The 14,315-nt window shown below is 62.0% G+C and carries 12 protein-coding genes and 2 pseudogenes; 6 read left to right on the top strand and 8 right to left on the bottom strand.

Annotated elements, in window-relative coordinates; genetic code table 11:
- Positions 1–194 precede the first annotated feature (194 nt).
- The 5 genes from BFN10_RS09630 to BFN10_RS09610 all read left to right on the top strand — a co-directional run bounded on the left by BFN10_RS09630 (position 195) and on the right by BFN10_RS09610 (position 4,196).
- Positions 195–626 carry a hypothetical protein gene (locus BFN10_RS09630; RefSeq protein ID WP_071489480.1) on the top strand — a complete coding sequence of 144 codons (432 nt, stop codon included), beginning with the start codon at positions 195–197 and terminating at the stop codon, positions 624–626.
- 229 nt (positions 627–855) lie between these two features.
- Complete coding sequence (locus BFN10_RS09625; RefSeq protein ID WP_071489479.1) at positions 856–1,488, top strand: glutathione S-transferase family protein; 633 nt, start codon at positions 856–858, stop codon at positions 1,486–1,488.
- Between the two features lie 77 nt (positions 1,489–1,565).
- The gene (locus BFN10_RS09620) at positions 1,566–2,975 is read left to right on the top strand and encodes an MFS transporter (protein ID WP_071489478.1); all 1,410 of its coding nucleotides are present in this window, start codon (positions 1,566–1,568) and stop codon (positions 2,973–2,975) included.
- 146 nt (positions 2,976–3,121) lie between these two features.
- Positions 3,122–3,541 carry a hypothetical protein gene (locus BFN10_RS09615; RefSeq protein ID WP_170289475.1) on the top strand — a complete coding sequence of 140 codons (420 nt, stop codon included), beginning with the start codon at positions 3,122–3,124 and terminating at the stop codon, positions 3,539–3,541.
- Positions 3,542–3,698: 157 nt separating this feature from the next.
- Complete coding sequence (locus BFN10_RS09610; RefSeq protein WP_071489477.1) at positions 3,699–4,196, top strand: hypothetical protein; 498 nt, start codon at positions 3,699–3,701, stop codon at positions 4,194–4,196.
- Between the two features lie 39 nt (positions 4,197–4,235).
- Here the strand turns inward: BFN10_RS09610 and BFN10_RS30075 are convergent.
- From BFN10_RS30075 to BFN10_RS09600, 3 genes and pseudogenes are all read right to left on the bottom strand, one after another.
- A pseudogene (locus BFN10_RS30075) lies at positions 4,236–4,637 on the bottom strand (methyl-accepting chemotaxis protein); the annotation flags it as partial.
- 141 nt (positions 4,638–4,778) lie between these two features.
- Positions 4,779–5,555 (bottom strand): annotated as a pseudogene (locus BFN10_RS30070) (PAS domain-containing protein); the annotation flags it as partial.
- Between the two features lie 150 nt (positions 5,556–5,705).
- The gene (locus BFN10_RS09600) at positions 5,706–6,575 is read right to left on the bottom strand and encodes a LysR family transcriptional regulator (RefSeq protein WP_071489475.1); all 870 of its coding nucleotides are present in this window, start codon (positions 6,573–6,575) and stop codon (positions 5,706–5,708) included.
- Positions 6,576–6,671: 96 nt separating this feature from the next.
- Between BFN10_RS09600 and gstA the strand changes: the two genes are divergently transcribed.
- Positions 6,672–7,274 (top strand): glutathione transferase GstA, encoded by a 603-nt coding sequence (gene gstA / locus BFN10_RS09595; protein ID WP_071489474.1) that lies wholly within the window; start codon positions 6,672–6,674, stop codon positions 7,272–7,274.
- On the opposite strand, the gene BFN10_RS09590 is transcribed toward gstA, so the two are convergent.
- The 5 genes from BFN10_RS09590 to BFN10_RS09570 are packed head-to-tail and all read right to left on the bottom strand — an operon-like array spanning position 7,214 to position 14,309.
- On the bottom strand, positions 7,214–8,644 hold the full coding sequence (locus BFN10_RS09590; RefSeq protein ID WP_071489473.1) for an aromatic amino acid lyase: 1,431 nt from the start codon (positions 8,642–8,644) through the stop codon (positions 7,214–7,216). The two genes, gstA and BFN10_RS09590, sit on opposite strands and share 61 nt — an antisense overlap.
- Positions 8,641–9,645, bottom strand: coding sequence for an ornithine cyclodeaminase family protein (locus tag BFN10_RS09585; RefSeq protein WP_071489472.1), 1,005 nt, complete (start codon positions 9,643–9,645; stop codon positions 8,641–8,643). The genes BFN10_RS09590 and BFN10_RS09585 overlap by 4 nt, the downstream gene beginning before the upstream one ends.
- A gap of 56 nt (positions 9,646–9,701) precedes the next feature.
- Positions 9,702–10,628, bottom strand: coding sequence for an aliphatic sulfonate ABC transporter substrate-binding protein (locus BFN10_RS09580; RefSeq protein WP_071489471.1), 927 nt, complete (start codon positions 10,626–10,628; stop codon positions 9,702–9,704).
- Positions 10,628–11,641 (bottom strand): ABC transporter substrate-binding protein, encoded by a 1,014-nt coding sequence (locus tag BFN10_RS09575; protein ID WP_071489470.1) that lies wholly within the window; start codon positions 11,639–11,641, stop codon positions 10,628–10,630. The genes BFN10_RS09580 and BFN10_RS09575 overlap by 1 nt, the downstream gene beginning before the upstream one ends.
- A gap of 31 nt (positions 11,642–11,672) precedes the next feature.
- Positions 11,673–14,309, bottom strand: coding sequence for a TonB-dependent receptor plug domain-containing protein (locus tag BFN10_RS09570; protein WP_071489469.1), 2,637 nt, complete (start codon positions 14,307–14,309; stop codon positions 11,673–11,675).
- Positions 14,310–14,315 lie beyond the last annotated feature (6 nt).

Here is a 14,315-nt window from a genome sequence, read left to right as displayed (position 1 = left end):
AAGGTCTGCGGGTGGCAAATTGCGGCCCGCTCTGGAAGGTCCAGGCTGGCAATGCTGGTCTCTTCGAGAATCCGGCGTTTCCTCTCCCGACCTGTCAACATTGACAGTAGACGACCATAAACTCGAGACCTATAACTGGACGCGTAAATGTGCATTGCGCACGCCTACACACTCCATTGAACAGGGATCATACAATGAGAACCTCAACTAAACGCTGGAACGGTGACGTCGATGGGCAACTCACCGCCGATGGAATCATCGATGGTGTTAACTATCATATTGATACGCGTGATTGCGATACTCACGACCTAGGTAGCCACATAGTTTTCTCGGGCACGCAGATCATTTCGAACGAGGAGTACCACCACGTATCACTCTACCTCCCTCACAATACTACCGTCGGAAGATACCCAATCGGAGCACCATCGCTTCAGATTTACGCTACTGTTAGCGGCGAAATTGCTGGCACTGAGTATTTTTATTCGGCCCAGACTGGAGAGATAAACGTGCTAAGTATCGATCTCGCTAACAGTGAAGTAAACGCGAACTTCCATTTCAAATTAGAAGATTCAGTGACTGGTGAAGTAAAAAATGGCAGCTTCATTTCTACCGGCCCTAAAAAATGATGCACTAGCCACCAAGTAATATCTGGGCCAGCGGGAGCGCGCAGCCACTAAAAACTCCTGCTGCCCATCCAAGGTTGCTGCTTCATGTTCTCCTGCGTCTTACACGACTTTTATTACTTGCGCCGCAGGGACGCTGTTTCATTAAGCACAGCGCTGCCCTGATACTGACGCTATCATCCAACTCTCGCCCCCTGCTAAATTGGCCGTTCTCGACCGCCAGGGAAGCACCATGGGACACTCACTGAAAATCTTGGGCCGCACCTCTTCCATCAACGTGCGCAAAGTACTCTGGACCTGCCAGGAACTGGGCATTGACTACCAGCGCGAAGACTGGGGCATCGGCTTCAAGCCCACTCAATCCGCTGAGTTCCTCGCCCTGAACCCCAACGCCCAGGTGCCGGTGCTGATCGACGACCACGGCGTGCTGTGGGAGTCCAACACCATCTGCCGCTACCTCGTCGGCCTCTACCAACGCCACGACCTGCTCCCCGCCGAACCCGCGCCACGGGCGCGCGTCGAGCAATGGATGGACTGGCAAGCCACCGAACTCAATCCGTCGTGGGGCTATGCGTTCCATGCGCTGGTGCGCCAGAACCCGGACTACCAGGACCCGCAGCGCATCCAGGCTGGCGTGCAAGCGTGGAATGACAAGATGGGCCTGCTCGAACAGCAGTTGCTCAAGACCGACGCCTACGTCGCGGGCGATGAGTTCACCCTGGCCGACATCCTCATCGGCCTCTCGGTGCACCGCTGGCACAACGCCCCACTGGCGCATCCCGACTATCCTGCGGTGCAAGCGTATTACCAGCGCCTCAGCCAGCGCTCCGGCTTCAAAACCTTTGCCCTCGACGGCCATAACTGAGCACGCTGCGAGAGAAAGCATCCCCAGGATGGCGCGTTTCAAACAGTCGAGATTCCGATCACTTATTGAGTTTTCCCATGCCCGTACTCTCTAGCACCGACGGCATCGACCCGATCCGCACCGCCCACATCAGCGCACGCATTGACCGCCTGCCCGCCGTCGCCACCGTCTGGCGCCTGGTCGCGCTGCTGTCCATCGGTGGTTTTTTCGAGCTGTATGACCTGTTCCAGACCGCCTACATCAGCCCCGGCCTGATCAGCGACGGGATTTTCCACACCGGCAGCGAGGGTGTGTTCGGCTTCTCGGATCAGGCCGCCTTCGCCTCGGCGACCTTTCTCGGTCTGTTCCTTGGCGCCAGCCTGCTAAGCCCCATCGCCGACCGCTTCGGGCGCCGGGCGATCTTCACCTTTGCGTTGATCTGGTACACCGTCGCTACCGTGTTGATGGGGCTTCAAACGTCAGCGCTGGGCATCATCGGCATGCGTTTCCTGGTGGGGATCGGCCTGGGTATTGAACTGGTGACCATCGACGCCTACCTCTCGGAACTGGTGCCCAAGCGCATGCGCAGCTCGGCGTTTGCCTTTGCGTTTTTCATCCAGTTTCTGTCGGTGCCGGCGGTGGCATTGATGTCGTGGTGGTTGGTGCCGCAAGCGCCGTTCGGCGTGTCGGGCTGGCGCTGGGTGGTGCTGAGCAGTGCGGTGTTTGCGCTGTTTATCTGGCAACTGCGCAAGCGCCTGCCAGAGTCACCGCGCTGGCTTGCGCAAAAGGGCCGCTTCGCAGAAGCGGGGACGATCATGGGCAACCTGGAAGCACGCTGCCAGAAAGACCACGGCAAACCGCTGGACGAACCCGAGCCGCAAGCCGTCAGCGTGCAAGGCAGTGGCCGCTTTGCCGATATCTGGCAACCGCCGTACCGCCGCCGCGCGTTGATGCTGATCGTGTTTCATGTGTTCCAGGCCATCGGTTTCTTCGGCTTCGGCAATTGGTTGCCGGCGTTGCTGTCCGGCCAGGGCGTCAGCGTGACCCACAGTTTGCTCTACGCCTTCATCATCACCCTCGCCTACCCGTTGGGGCCGCTGCTGTTCGTGAAGGTGGCCAATCGCTTTGAAAACAAATGGCAAATCGTCGGATCGGCGCTGGGCGCGATGATCTTCGGCAGCCTGTTCGCCCTGCAAACCACGGCGGTGGGTCTGGTGATCTGCGGGGTGATGATCACCTTCTGCAACGCCTGGCTGAGCTTCAGCTACCACTCCTATCAGAGCGAACTGTTCCCCACCAACATCCGCGCACGGGCGGTGGGTTTCTGTTACTCGTTCAGCCGTTTGTCCACGGTGTTCAGCAGCTTGTTGATCGGTTTTATCCTCGAGCATCTGGGCACGCCTGGGGTACTGGCATTCATTGCCAGCAGCATGCTGATCGTGATGATCACCATCAGTTGGTTCGGGCCGCGTACGCGGAACCTGGCGCTGGAAAACATTGCTCACTGAATATGTCGCGAAGGCAAGCGACCGTTTGTCTGCACAAAGGGGAAAACTGTCAAGTATGACAGTAGACCGTTCCGCCTCCCCCACGCTCTACTGCTCAGTAGGCAGCCATCACGGACTGTCATTGAATAGTTAATAAGGAGCGGGACATGACACAGGGCAGCACTATCGATAGCAACGAAAGGGCCTCGGAGGGATGGCTTAAATCCTCAACTTTCGAAGGTAGCATCGACACTCACACCGTCACTTATCGTCAATCGAGAGACGTTACGCTCGACGGTCTGCAGCCCGCGCCTGGCGGCGGCTTCATGGGCATTCAAATCCTGTTTCCAGCTTCGCCGCCCTCAAGTCCGATCAGCCTGCCACTGCCATGGCCCAATACCGTGGAAGTCCGATATTTTCGCCAGACGAGTGGCGGCCTAAGAACTTCTTATCCTTCACAAAGCGGCACTCTCGACTTGACCTTTGATGAACCCCAGGCTCACGCAACGGGATCGTTCGACTTTCTAGCCCTCGTCGACGGGGTAGTACATACGTTCAAGGGCTCGTTCGACATCCGTTGGGTATGAGGCAATCAACAACCGCATTGCCGGCGGCAAAAGGTGGCCTGTCCAGGGCCATCAATTGCCGCTTTAAACTCACCAAGCCCTTTGATATCGCCCCTTCTATCATCGGCACGCTATTTGCTCCACCTGTGGCACCGCACATTTCCACAGGTGACCGATCATGCTGGTTAACAACAACACCCAAGCCGTGTCGACCGTTCAACAGATCAAACGGCCCGACATGGACCCCGCCAACGCCGCCGCCAGCGCGCTGTACAGCGGTGCCCTGCAGGCCGCGCAGCAAAGCGTGACCGTGCCGGCCGCGCAGAAGGAACTGGACAAGGCCGCTGACCGCATCGACGAAGCCTTCGCCAAGACCCGTGTGCAGTTGCAGACCAGCGCGGCGACCTCGGATGTGCCGGCTACCAGCGCCACCTCCGGCGCACGTGCCGAGTTCACGGACTACATGAGCAAATCCCCGGCCGAGCGTATCCGCGAGCAATTGCTCAAGGAGCAGGGTTTGACCGAGGCGGATGTGCAGAACATGTCCCAGGAAAAGCAGGACGCTATTTCCAAGCAGGTGGCTGAACGCCTGAAGCAGCAGCAAGAACAGCAAGTAGCGGCGAAAACCGCTGAGCCGCAGGCGCAGACAGTCAAAGAAACCCTGGCTGCGATCTGACGCCATCCGCCCCTGCGGGAGCGAACGCGCTCCTGCAGGCTATTGCAGTTGCAACGTCGAGTTGAACTGCCCGATCGCATCCACCACATGCCGTGACCCTTCCTGGATTTCCAGGATCACCTGCCCCGCCTCATTCGCCAGTTCCACCCCCAGCCCCGTGCGGCTCAAGCTCGACTGCATGCTCGACACCGCGCTCAGCGACAGGTCGTGGTTCTTGCGCACCACATCGACAATCTCCACCGTCGCCTGGCTGGTCCGTGCCGCGAGGCTGCGCACTTCATCGGCCACCACCGCAAAGCCGCGCCCATGCTCGCCCGCCCGCGCCGCTTCAATCGCCGCATTGAGCGCGAGCATATTGGTCTGTTCGGCAATACTGCGGATGGTCTGCACGATGCTGCCGATGATGTCCGATTGCTTGTTCACCGCATCAATGCTCTGCGCCGCCTGGTTCAGGTCGTTGGAAATTTCTTCAATGATCTGCACGGTCTGCTGCACCACCTCCGAGCCCTTGCGCGCGCAGACATCGTTTTGCACTGACGTCGCGTGAGCCGAGTCGGCGGCGTTGCGCAGGGTGGTGACCTGGTCGGTAATGTCGCTGGCGAACTTCACCACTTTGTACAGGCGCCCGCTGGCGTCGAAGATCGGGTTGTAGGACGCCTCCAGGAACAATGTCTTGCCGTATTTGTCTTTGCGCTCGAAACGGTGCGAGTGGTACTCGCCGCGGTTCAGGGACGCCCAGAACGCCTTGTAGGCTGGCGACTCGACGTCACAGCGATGGCAGAACAGGCTGTGGTGCTGGCCGACGATTTCATCCAGGGAGTACTGCACGGTTTTCAGGAAGTTTTCGTTGGCGTTGAGGATCTGGCCCTGGGGAGTGAACTCGATCACCGCCATGGAACGGCTAATGGCATCGATCAGGCTCTGGTTTTCATGTTCATGGTGAACCCGCGCGGAAATATCCGAAGCGACCTTGATCACGCTCTGCACGTGATTGTCCTTGTCCAGCACCGGCATGTAGCTGGCTTCGAGCCACACTTCCTGACCGTGCTTGTTCAGGCGCATGAAGGTGCCACTGAGCGCCTCGCCCCGCGCCAGGTCGTGCCATAGCTTGGCGTAGGCGTCGGTGTGGGTGTAAGCCTCGTCGCAAAAGATGCGGTGGTGTTTGCCGCGGATGTCTTCAACGCTGTAGCCCATGGTTTTGCAGAAGTTGTCATTGGCGTCGAGGATCACGCCGCCAGGGTCGAATTCGATCATGGCCATGGAACGGCTGATGGCGGCGAGCTTGGCGTTGGATTCGGACAGGGCGCAGGAGAAACGTTCGATTTGCTGCAGGTCGGATTTGTGGTGGAGGTTGAACATGTTCGGATCACCCTTCAATTACCAGCGCCTGGCGGGGCGCATTCCATTCACGGATCGAATACAGTCGCAAACCATCCAAATCGCTTTATATACCAAGCGTCATCAACGGTTATGGATGAGCATAGACAGGGCTTGGCACTCTGCAAGCCACTAGTCAGCCAGCATTTCTAACAATGCACGGGCGGCGGCTGAAGGTGGACGATTTGGCGTACCGACCAAGGCAAATTCACGGTGCAGCGGCATCTTCAGTGCCATCACCCGCAGCCCCTTACGCTGGATAGGCAGGGCCATTTCCGGCACCAGCGTGACACCAACCCCCTCGCGCACCAGGCTGAAGGCACTGTTCCATTCGCGCACTTCCACGCGGATATCCCGCAGGGTCAGCCCCGCTGCGGCCCCCAGGCTGCGCGCATTGGCGGTACAGCCACCGGTGGCCAGCACGAAAGGCTGCTCCAGTAACTCCTCAAGCGACACACACGCATCAGCCGGGCGTTGCGCCAGGGCATGGTTCGCTGGCAGCACGGCCATCCATAAGTCACGGCCCAACACGGTGGCATTGCGCTCGGGCGCGGGGTTGAGCACCACGCCCAGGTCGATGAGGCCGGTGTCGAGCAGGGTGAGTACTTCGTTGTCGGTGACATCCAGGGTGGTGACCTCGATGCCGGGATAGAGCTGCGCAAAACGCTGCAACGCAGGTGTCAGAAACGTCGCCAGCACCCTCGGGAAACTGGCGATGCGAATCGTCCCCCGCAGCATGGGCCTGGCTTCGTCCACAGTGCTGCGGATCGCCTGCAAGGCACCGAGCATCACCCGCGCCTGTTCGATCACACTCAAGCCCAACGCCGTAGGCAAGGTCTTGCGCGGTTCACGGGTGAACAGTTGCGCGCCCAACGTCGCCTCCATGCCGGCCATGGCCTGGCTGGCAGCGGACTGGGTCATGCCTACCCGCTCGGCGGCGGCGGTGATGCTGCCGTGATCGGCCACGGCCACCAGCAGGCGCCAGTGCATCAGGTTCATCATGGCAGTAGCTGTCCTTATGGCAGGGGTCTGAAGGTTTAATTTTACGCACGGTGCCACGCCCGCGAGACTGGCGCAAATTCAACGGAGCTGCCCCAGATGAAACTGTATTTCTTCCCTTACGCCTGTTCCCTCGCCCCGCATATCGTGTTGCGCGAATTGGCGTTGCCGTTCGACCTGGTGCTGGTCGATAACCAGGCCAAGATCACCGCCGAGGGCGAGGACTTCCTGCAGATCAACCCCAAGGGCTACGTCGCCGCCCTGAAACTGGACAACGGCCAGGTACTGACCGAAGCCAGCGCGATCCTGCAATACCTCGCCGACCTGAAACCCGCCGCTGGCCTGGCCCCTGCCAATGGCAGCTGGGAGCGGGTGCGTTTGCAGGAATGGCTGAATTTTATCGCCACCGAGATTCATGGCGGCCTGGCGGTGTTCTTCAACGACGCGATCCAGGGCGACGTGCGCGCGCTGTTCGAGGCCACACTCTTCAAGCGTTTCGCGGTGCTGGTGCAAACGCTGGAGCGCCAGGATTACCTGCTGGGGTCGCACTACTCGGTGGCGGATGCCTACCTGTTCGTGGTGCTGCGCTGGGCCGCGTTTCACGCAATTGACCTGGGCCGGTGGCCGGCGCTGGCGGCGTTTCAGCAACGGGTGGGTGAGCGACCTGCGGTGGTTGCCGCATTGGCCGCTGAAAACCCATGAGTTGAGATGAAGCGGCTCAGCGCCAACACATCCACCGAGCCCGAGCGATCCTGATCCAGGTGCGCCACCTGGCTGCGCACCGCGGCATGGATCTGCCCGGAGCCCTGCCCCAATCGCAACGCACCCCGCAGGTCCACCGCCTGCGCCGCGACGATCAGCTCGATGCTGACCAGCCACACGACCCGCTCGACCAACCGCCGGGTCTTGTCGACCACCGCCAAGGCCTGCCCCGCATAGTCTTCGACACGATCCGCCACCGGCACGCTCACCGCCGGCAGCGGATTGGCCAAGTGTCCGATTTCCGCGACCAGCGCCGAACTGGTGCGCTGCAACGCGGCCATGCCGACATGACCCGGTTGAGTGATCAGGAAGCGCGGCAAGTCACTGGCCCCAGGCGAGAGCAACTTGGCGATGCGTTCTGCACCGCACGCCGCCACTCGATTCAGCGCCAGGCCCAGCCCTTCTGCGGCGAGCGCCAGATGCGTGCTGTCGAAATTCGCCGTGGCCAACACCAGCGCTTCCTCGCTGATCAATGCCGGATTGTCCGCGCCGCTGCGCAGTTCCAGTTCGATCAGCTCATGCAACTGGTGCAACGCCTGCTGCGCCGCGCCCTGGACCACCGTGGCGCAGCGAAAGCTCAGTGGGTCTTGCAGGCGACGTGGGCTGTCCGCCAACTCGCCCCCCGCCAGCAAGCGCAACAGCGCCGCCGATTGCTCGGTTTGCCCCGGGGCCGGGCGCAGGCGTGAGGCCCATGGCTGGAACGCACTGAGATTGGCGCGGTAGCCTTCACACGACAACGCCAGCGCCGCGAGCACAGCCTCCAACGCCTGCTGCGCCTCAGCCACCAGCAACGCACCGAGCCCAACGCTGGCGGCATTCGCCGAGACCAGCGCCAAGCCATCCTTACCGGTCAAAGGCACCGTCAGCGCCAGACTCAGGTGCGACAACGGCGCCAGGTCGCTTTCGCCCAGGGAACCCAGCAACGGCACCTCGGGCTCGACGCCTGAGTTGAGCAGGTCCAGCAATGCCTGCGCCGCTGCCGGTGAAATCCCCGAGCGACCCTGGGCCAACCCGGCCAGGCGCGTGGCGGTGATGGCGCGCAACTCCTGGCGATTGGCAAGGCGCCCCACCCCCACCGCACGCCCCAACGGAATGCTCGCCTGCACCGGCGCCACCGGCGTATCCACCGCCGCGCCAAGGCCGGTGTTGACGCCATAGATCGGCGTGCCGTCAGCCGCCAGTTTCACCAGCAGCCGATGGCCTTCGTCGATACGTTGACGTGCCGATTGACTGAAATCCGCCGGTATATCCTGCCGCGCAATCGCCAGCAAATCCGCCAGTACCAAGCCTTGGGGGTCGAAGTGAATCATGCCCAGCGCAACCGCTGGCCGATGCCCAGGCGCCTGGATTTCTCCAGCAGCGCATGGCCCAATGCGATATCACTGAGGCTCAGCCCGCGATGCCAGAACAGGATGGTTTCCTCGGGGGTTTCCCGGCCATTCTTCAAGCCGGCGACGATCTGGCCCAACTCGGCATGCAGGGTCTCGGCGCTGAGTTTTCCTGCATCGACATGGGCACGCAACGAACCGAAAAGACCGCCCTTGCACTGGCCCCAATCATCCACCACCAACTTGCTCATGATGTCGGTGAGCGACAGTTCCACCGCGCTCATGGTGCCGTAGGGCACCACGAAGGCGCCGAGTTTGATCCACTCGGTGCGCAGCAGCGGTTCGGGCTGGTCCAGGCGCGAGGCCTCGACGACGATGTCGGCGCCACGCACGGCGGACTCCCAATCGTCGGTGACGATCACCGGTTTACCCAGGTCCCGGCGCAGGCCTTCGGCAAAGGCCTCGCGGCTTTCACTGCGGCGCGAGTGCACGCGGATTTCGTCGAAGTCGAACAGGTGATCCAGCAGGCGCACGTTCCAGTAGGCCGTGCCGCGCGCGCCGATATGCGCCAGCACTTTACTGTCGGGCCGGGCCAGGTATTTGGCGCCGATGGCCGTGACCGCGCCGGTGCGCATATCGGTGATCGCCGAGGCATCCAGGATGGCCCTGGGAATGCCGGTGGCCGGGTCCAGCAGGTTGAGAATCGCCAGTTCCGAGGGCAGGCCCTTGCGATAGTTGTCGACAAAATCCCCTACCACCTTGACCCCGGCATAACCGATAGCGCCGCCAAGCACACCGCGCAGCACGTTGAAGTGGCCGTTGATCTCGCCACCGGGAATCAGGTGGGTACGCGGCTCGATCACCGCCTCGCCACGGCCCTGGATCGCCAGGCTGGCTTCGATGGCGCTAAGGATTTCATCGTTGGAGAGACCCAGTTCGTCGATGTCGAGGCCGTTGAGAAAATCGATGTAGATCGGTTGCATGGTCTGCTCACTGATTAAGGGCTTTTGTGGTTGTGGCAAGCCCGCTCACCAAACATTCATGGCGCTTTGAAGACGGCTTGCTGCACGTCGACCTTTTTCGGGATCAGGCCGTTGGCGAAGAACAGGTCCGCCGTGCGTTGCTGGGTCGCGACGTCCGAGGTTTGCAGCGGCCGGATCGGCGCGGGCGAGCGGTGTTCGAAGTAGCTTTTCACCACCGCCGGTTGCAGGCCCAGGGTCTTGGCCATCAGTGCGATGCTTTCTTCGGGCTTGTCGAGGGACAGGCGCTGCGCCTTGCCCAGGGTCTGGATGATCGTGCCGATGGACTGCGGGTACTGCTTGGCAAACGGGCTGCTGACCACAAAGAAACTGCCGGCCGGGTTGAGGCCCTGGCCGTCACCCAGCACACGGGCGGAGCCGTCGACCACGGCGGCGGAGTAGTACGGGTCCCACACCACCCAGGCATCGACTTTGCCTTGCTCGAACGCAGCACGACCATCGGACGGCGACAGGTACACCACGTTCACGTCCTTCCATTGCAGGCCGGCGCGCAGCAGGCTTTTGAGGAACAGGTTGTGCGCGCTGGAGCCCTTGAGCAGCGCCACGCGCTTGCCCTTCAGTTCAGCCACGCTCCGCACCGGACTGGCCTTGGGCACCAGCACCGCTTCGGTCTTGCCCTCGTTGGGCTCGACGGCAAAGTATTGCAAGTCGATGCCGGCGGCCTGGGCAAAGATCGGCGGGATGTCGCCGATATTGCCGATGTCCAGGCTGCCGCCATTCAGCGCTTCGATCAGCGGCGGGCCACCGAGGAATTCGATCCACTGCACCTGGGTGCCGGGCAGCGCCGCTTCGAAGAGTTTGTGCTCACGGGCCAACATCATGCTCACCGAGCTTTTCTGGTAACCGATGCGCAAGGTGGAGGGCTCGGCCGCCAGCACGTGACCGGCGATCAACGAAAGTACAGCTGCAGCGAAGACTTTAAGCATCAGAGCGCTCCCTTGACCTTGGCCGCGACATCCGCCGGCACCCATTGTTGCCAGACGTCTGGATGGTCCTTGAGGAACGCTTCAGCCACCTGGCGGGGCGGCGTGCGTTTCTCGCTCATGTCGCCGAGAATGCCGTTGAGCAGATCAATCGGCAGGTCGACCTTTTCAAACACACTCACCAGTTGCGGGTACTGCGCCTTGAACGGCGCCGACACACCAATCGCCAGGCGTGCCGGCATCGAGCGGGTGCCGATGGGGTTGGGGTTTTTCGCGTCGGACAGGGTCTTCCAGGCATCAGCGTTGAACGGCGGCTCTTCCAGCTTGACCAGCTTGAACCGGCCCAGCAGCGGCGTCGGCGACCAGTAGTAGAACAACACCGGCTTGCCACGGCGGATCGACGACGCCACTTCGGCATCCAGCGCCGCGCCGGAGCCGGTGCGGAAGTTGACGAAGCTGTCAGTGAGTTTGTAGGCCTTGAGTTTCTGGCTGTTGACGATCTCCGAGGTCCAGCCGGTGGGGCTGTTGAGGAAGCGCCCACGGCTCGGATCTTCGGGGTCGCGGAACACATCCTTGTAGCGCGGCAGGTCGGCCACCGACTTCAGGTCCGGCGCCAGGGGCTTGATACCGCGTGCCGTATCGCCCTTGATCACGAACTCCGGCACCCACCAGCCTTCGGTAGCGCCTTTGACCGTGTCGCCCAGGCCGAACACCTTGCCCTCGTTTTCCGCCTTGACCCACGCCGGACTGCGCCCGGCCCACTCTTCGCCGATCACCTGGATATCGTCCTTGGCCAGGGCGGCTTCCAGGCTCACGGTGCTGCCGGGCAGGGTGTCGGTGGGCAAGCCGTAGCCCTTCTCGACGATCAGGCGCAGCACCTCGGTGATCAGGCTGCCGCTTTCCCAGGTGATGTCACCGAAGTGGATGGGTTTGACGGCTTCGGCGGCGTGGACGGTTGGGGACAGCAGGCTCAGAGCCAGCAGGCCGCCGCCCAGGAGTTTCTTCAGATGCTTCATCGGCAACCTCATAGTTGTGCGGTGATGTTCGTTAAAAGTCATAACTGAGCCGCGTGTAGTAGAACGCCCCTTCCGGCGCCGACGGCGACAGGTAGCTGTACTGCTGGCCCGGGGTCTGGCGCAGGCGGGTGTTGAAGTCGTCGGGTTTGCTGTCGAACAGGTTGTTGGCGCCGATCGACAGGCGCAGTTGCTGGGTGAACGCGTAGTTCACGTCCAGGTCGGTGTTCCATTGCGCGGCGAAGGTCTGGTCGTACTGGGCATTGGCTGCGCTGGCGGCGTATTTGCGGTACTCGCCGTAGCGGGTTTCGCTGAGGGCGATGGTCCAGGCGCCGATGCGGTGGGTGGCGCCGAGCACCAGCTTGTCTTCGGGGTAACCGTGCTCGAGGAAACCACGGGCTTCGCGGGTGAGGATGTCGAACCCGTTGGGGTTCTCGTGGACCTTCTCAATCGTGGTGCGCGCCCTGGTGTAACCGGCCGACAGGCTCAATGCGCCGTACTGCGCCAGGTCCAGGTTGTACTTGCCGACGATGTCGACACCCCGCGTGCGCGTATTGGCCGCATTGGTCATGAACTGCGCCCAGGTGTACTGGCCAAACCCGGCCTGCTGCAGGATCTGTTCGGCGCGCGGCCCGGAAATGCCGCCGCTGTAGAGCAGGCGGTCACGGATCGAAATCTGGTAAGCGTCAATGGTAAGGGACGCGTTTTCGACCGGCCGCAGCACCAGGCCCAGGGAGTAGTTGGTGGACTTCTCGGGCTTGAGCGGCTCGGCGCCCAGGGCACGGGCGGCCGGGTTGTCGGCGGGCAGCATGCGCGTCAACACCGGGTTGCCGTTGATGTCGACGTTGGTGGTGGTGGTCCACGACGTGCCGATCTGGCCCAGGGTCGGTGCGCGGAAGGAGTTGTTCACCGTGGCGCGCAGGCCCACCTGCGGGGTGAAGTCATAACGCGCCGAGAGCTTGCCGGTGGTGGCCGAACCGAAGTCCGAGTAGTGCTCGGTACGCCCGGCCAGGCCGATCTGGAATTTATCGGTGAGCTGATGTTCGAGGCCGAAGTACACACCGCCGACATCACGCTTGTAGGTGCCGGCGTCATCCGGCGTGAGCCCGGAGGCTTGCACCGCTCCGACCTGCACGCCGTTGATGCCGCCAAAGGAGTAAGACTCGTAGTCGCCCTCTTCCAGCCGATATTGCTCATGGCGGTAGGCAATGCCCGCCGAGACGGTCAGCGGATGGCTCGACCAGTTGACGTCCAGATCCTTGGCGTAATCCAGGCCGAGGTTGGTCTGCTCGTTGACCAGGGTGGCCACGTCGAACTTGGTCGGGCTGTTCAAGCCGTAGCTGGGGTTGACCGTGTTGAAGGCCAGTTCATCGTGCTGGTCGCGTCCGTAGGTGGCACTGAGGTCGAAGCGGCCGAGGGCCTCGTCTTCGTAGCGGGTGCCGACGGTCAGCGCACCGTCCTCATAGCGGTAGCGGTACTTGGGAATGGTGCCGTTGGGGTAGATGCCCGGCACGTTGTTCGGGTTGTTGGCCAGCAGCGGCGGCGTGTTGTTCACCGACTTGTCCTGGCCGAAGGTGGCGAAACTGTAGAGCCGCCACTGGTCGTTCAGGCCGATTTCGGCATTCGCCGCCAGGTTGAATTTATCGCGCCCGGCACCGCCCCAGCGGGGGTCTTGCAGTTGGCCGTCGGCGACATATTTGTCGCCAATGTCGGTGGGTTTGTTGTTGAGGGTGTTGAAGCTCAGCGTGAGGAAACCATCCCCCGGCAAGCCCAGGCCGTACCAGCCATCGGTGGTCTTGCTGAAGCCGTCGCCCTGGGCGTATTTGCCCAGCTGGGTGTTGACCTGGCCGCCGCTGTCACGCTCCTTGAGCACGATGTTGACCACGCCCGCCACCGCATCCGAACCGTATTGCGCCGAGGCGCCATCGCGCAGCACTTCGACGTGGTCGATGCTGCTGATGGGGATCATGTCCAGGTCCACCGGCTGCGCGCCAATGAACGGCACGCCACCGGAGATGTTCACCACCGCCGAAGCATGGCGGCGCTTGCCGTTGATCAGCACCAGCGTCTGGTCCGGGGCCAGCCCGCGCAGGGATGCGCCCTTGGGGTTCTGGCCACGGGTGGCGCTCTGGTTCTGCGGAAAGTTGAACGACGGCAGCAATTGGAACAAAGCCTGGTTGAGGCTGGTGGCGCCGGTCTGCTTGAGTTCTTCGGCGTTGATCACATCCACCGGCGCGGCGCTGGTGAGGGCCGTGGCGTCACTGCGCCGGGTGCCGATGGCGACCACGCGGTCCAGGGTCGGGGCCTGGGCGGCGCTGGTCTGGGCCTTGACGTTGCGGATGGCGTTGTTGCTCGCGCTTTCCTTGATGATGAACGCGCCGTCCGGGCTGACCTGGACGTGCAGGCCGGTGCCCTTCAGTGCGGCGTCGACGGCCTGTTGCGCCGACAGCGAACCGTCTACGCTGGACGAAGAATAGTTTGCCAACTGTGGCGTGAACGAGATCACTTGGCCGCTTTGCCGGCTGATATCGAGCAGTACTTCATCCAACGGGCCAGGGGCAATGTGGTAGACCTGGCGCGCCTCTTCGGCACTGGCGGCGAACGTGAAAAACAGACTGGCCAACGGCACCAGGGCAAAGGTTCGACGCGGCACACGGTTGAACTGACTCACTTTGGC

This window comes from Pseudomonas extremorientalis (assembly GCF_001870465.1).
Lineage (GTDB): Bacteria > Pseudomonadota > Gammaproteobacteria > Pseudomonadales > Pseudomonadaceae > Aquipseudomonas > Aquipseudomonas extremorientalis.
This window is presented reverse-complemented; position numbering and strand designations above follow the sequence as displayed.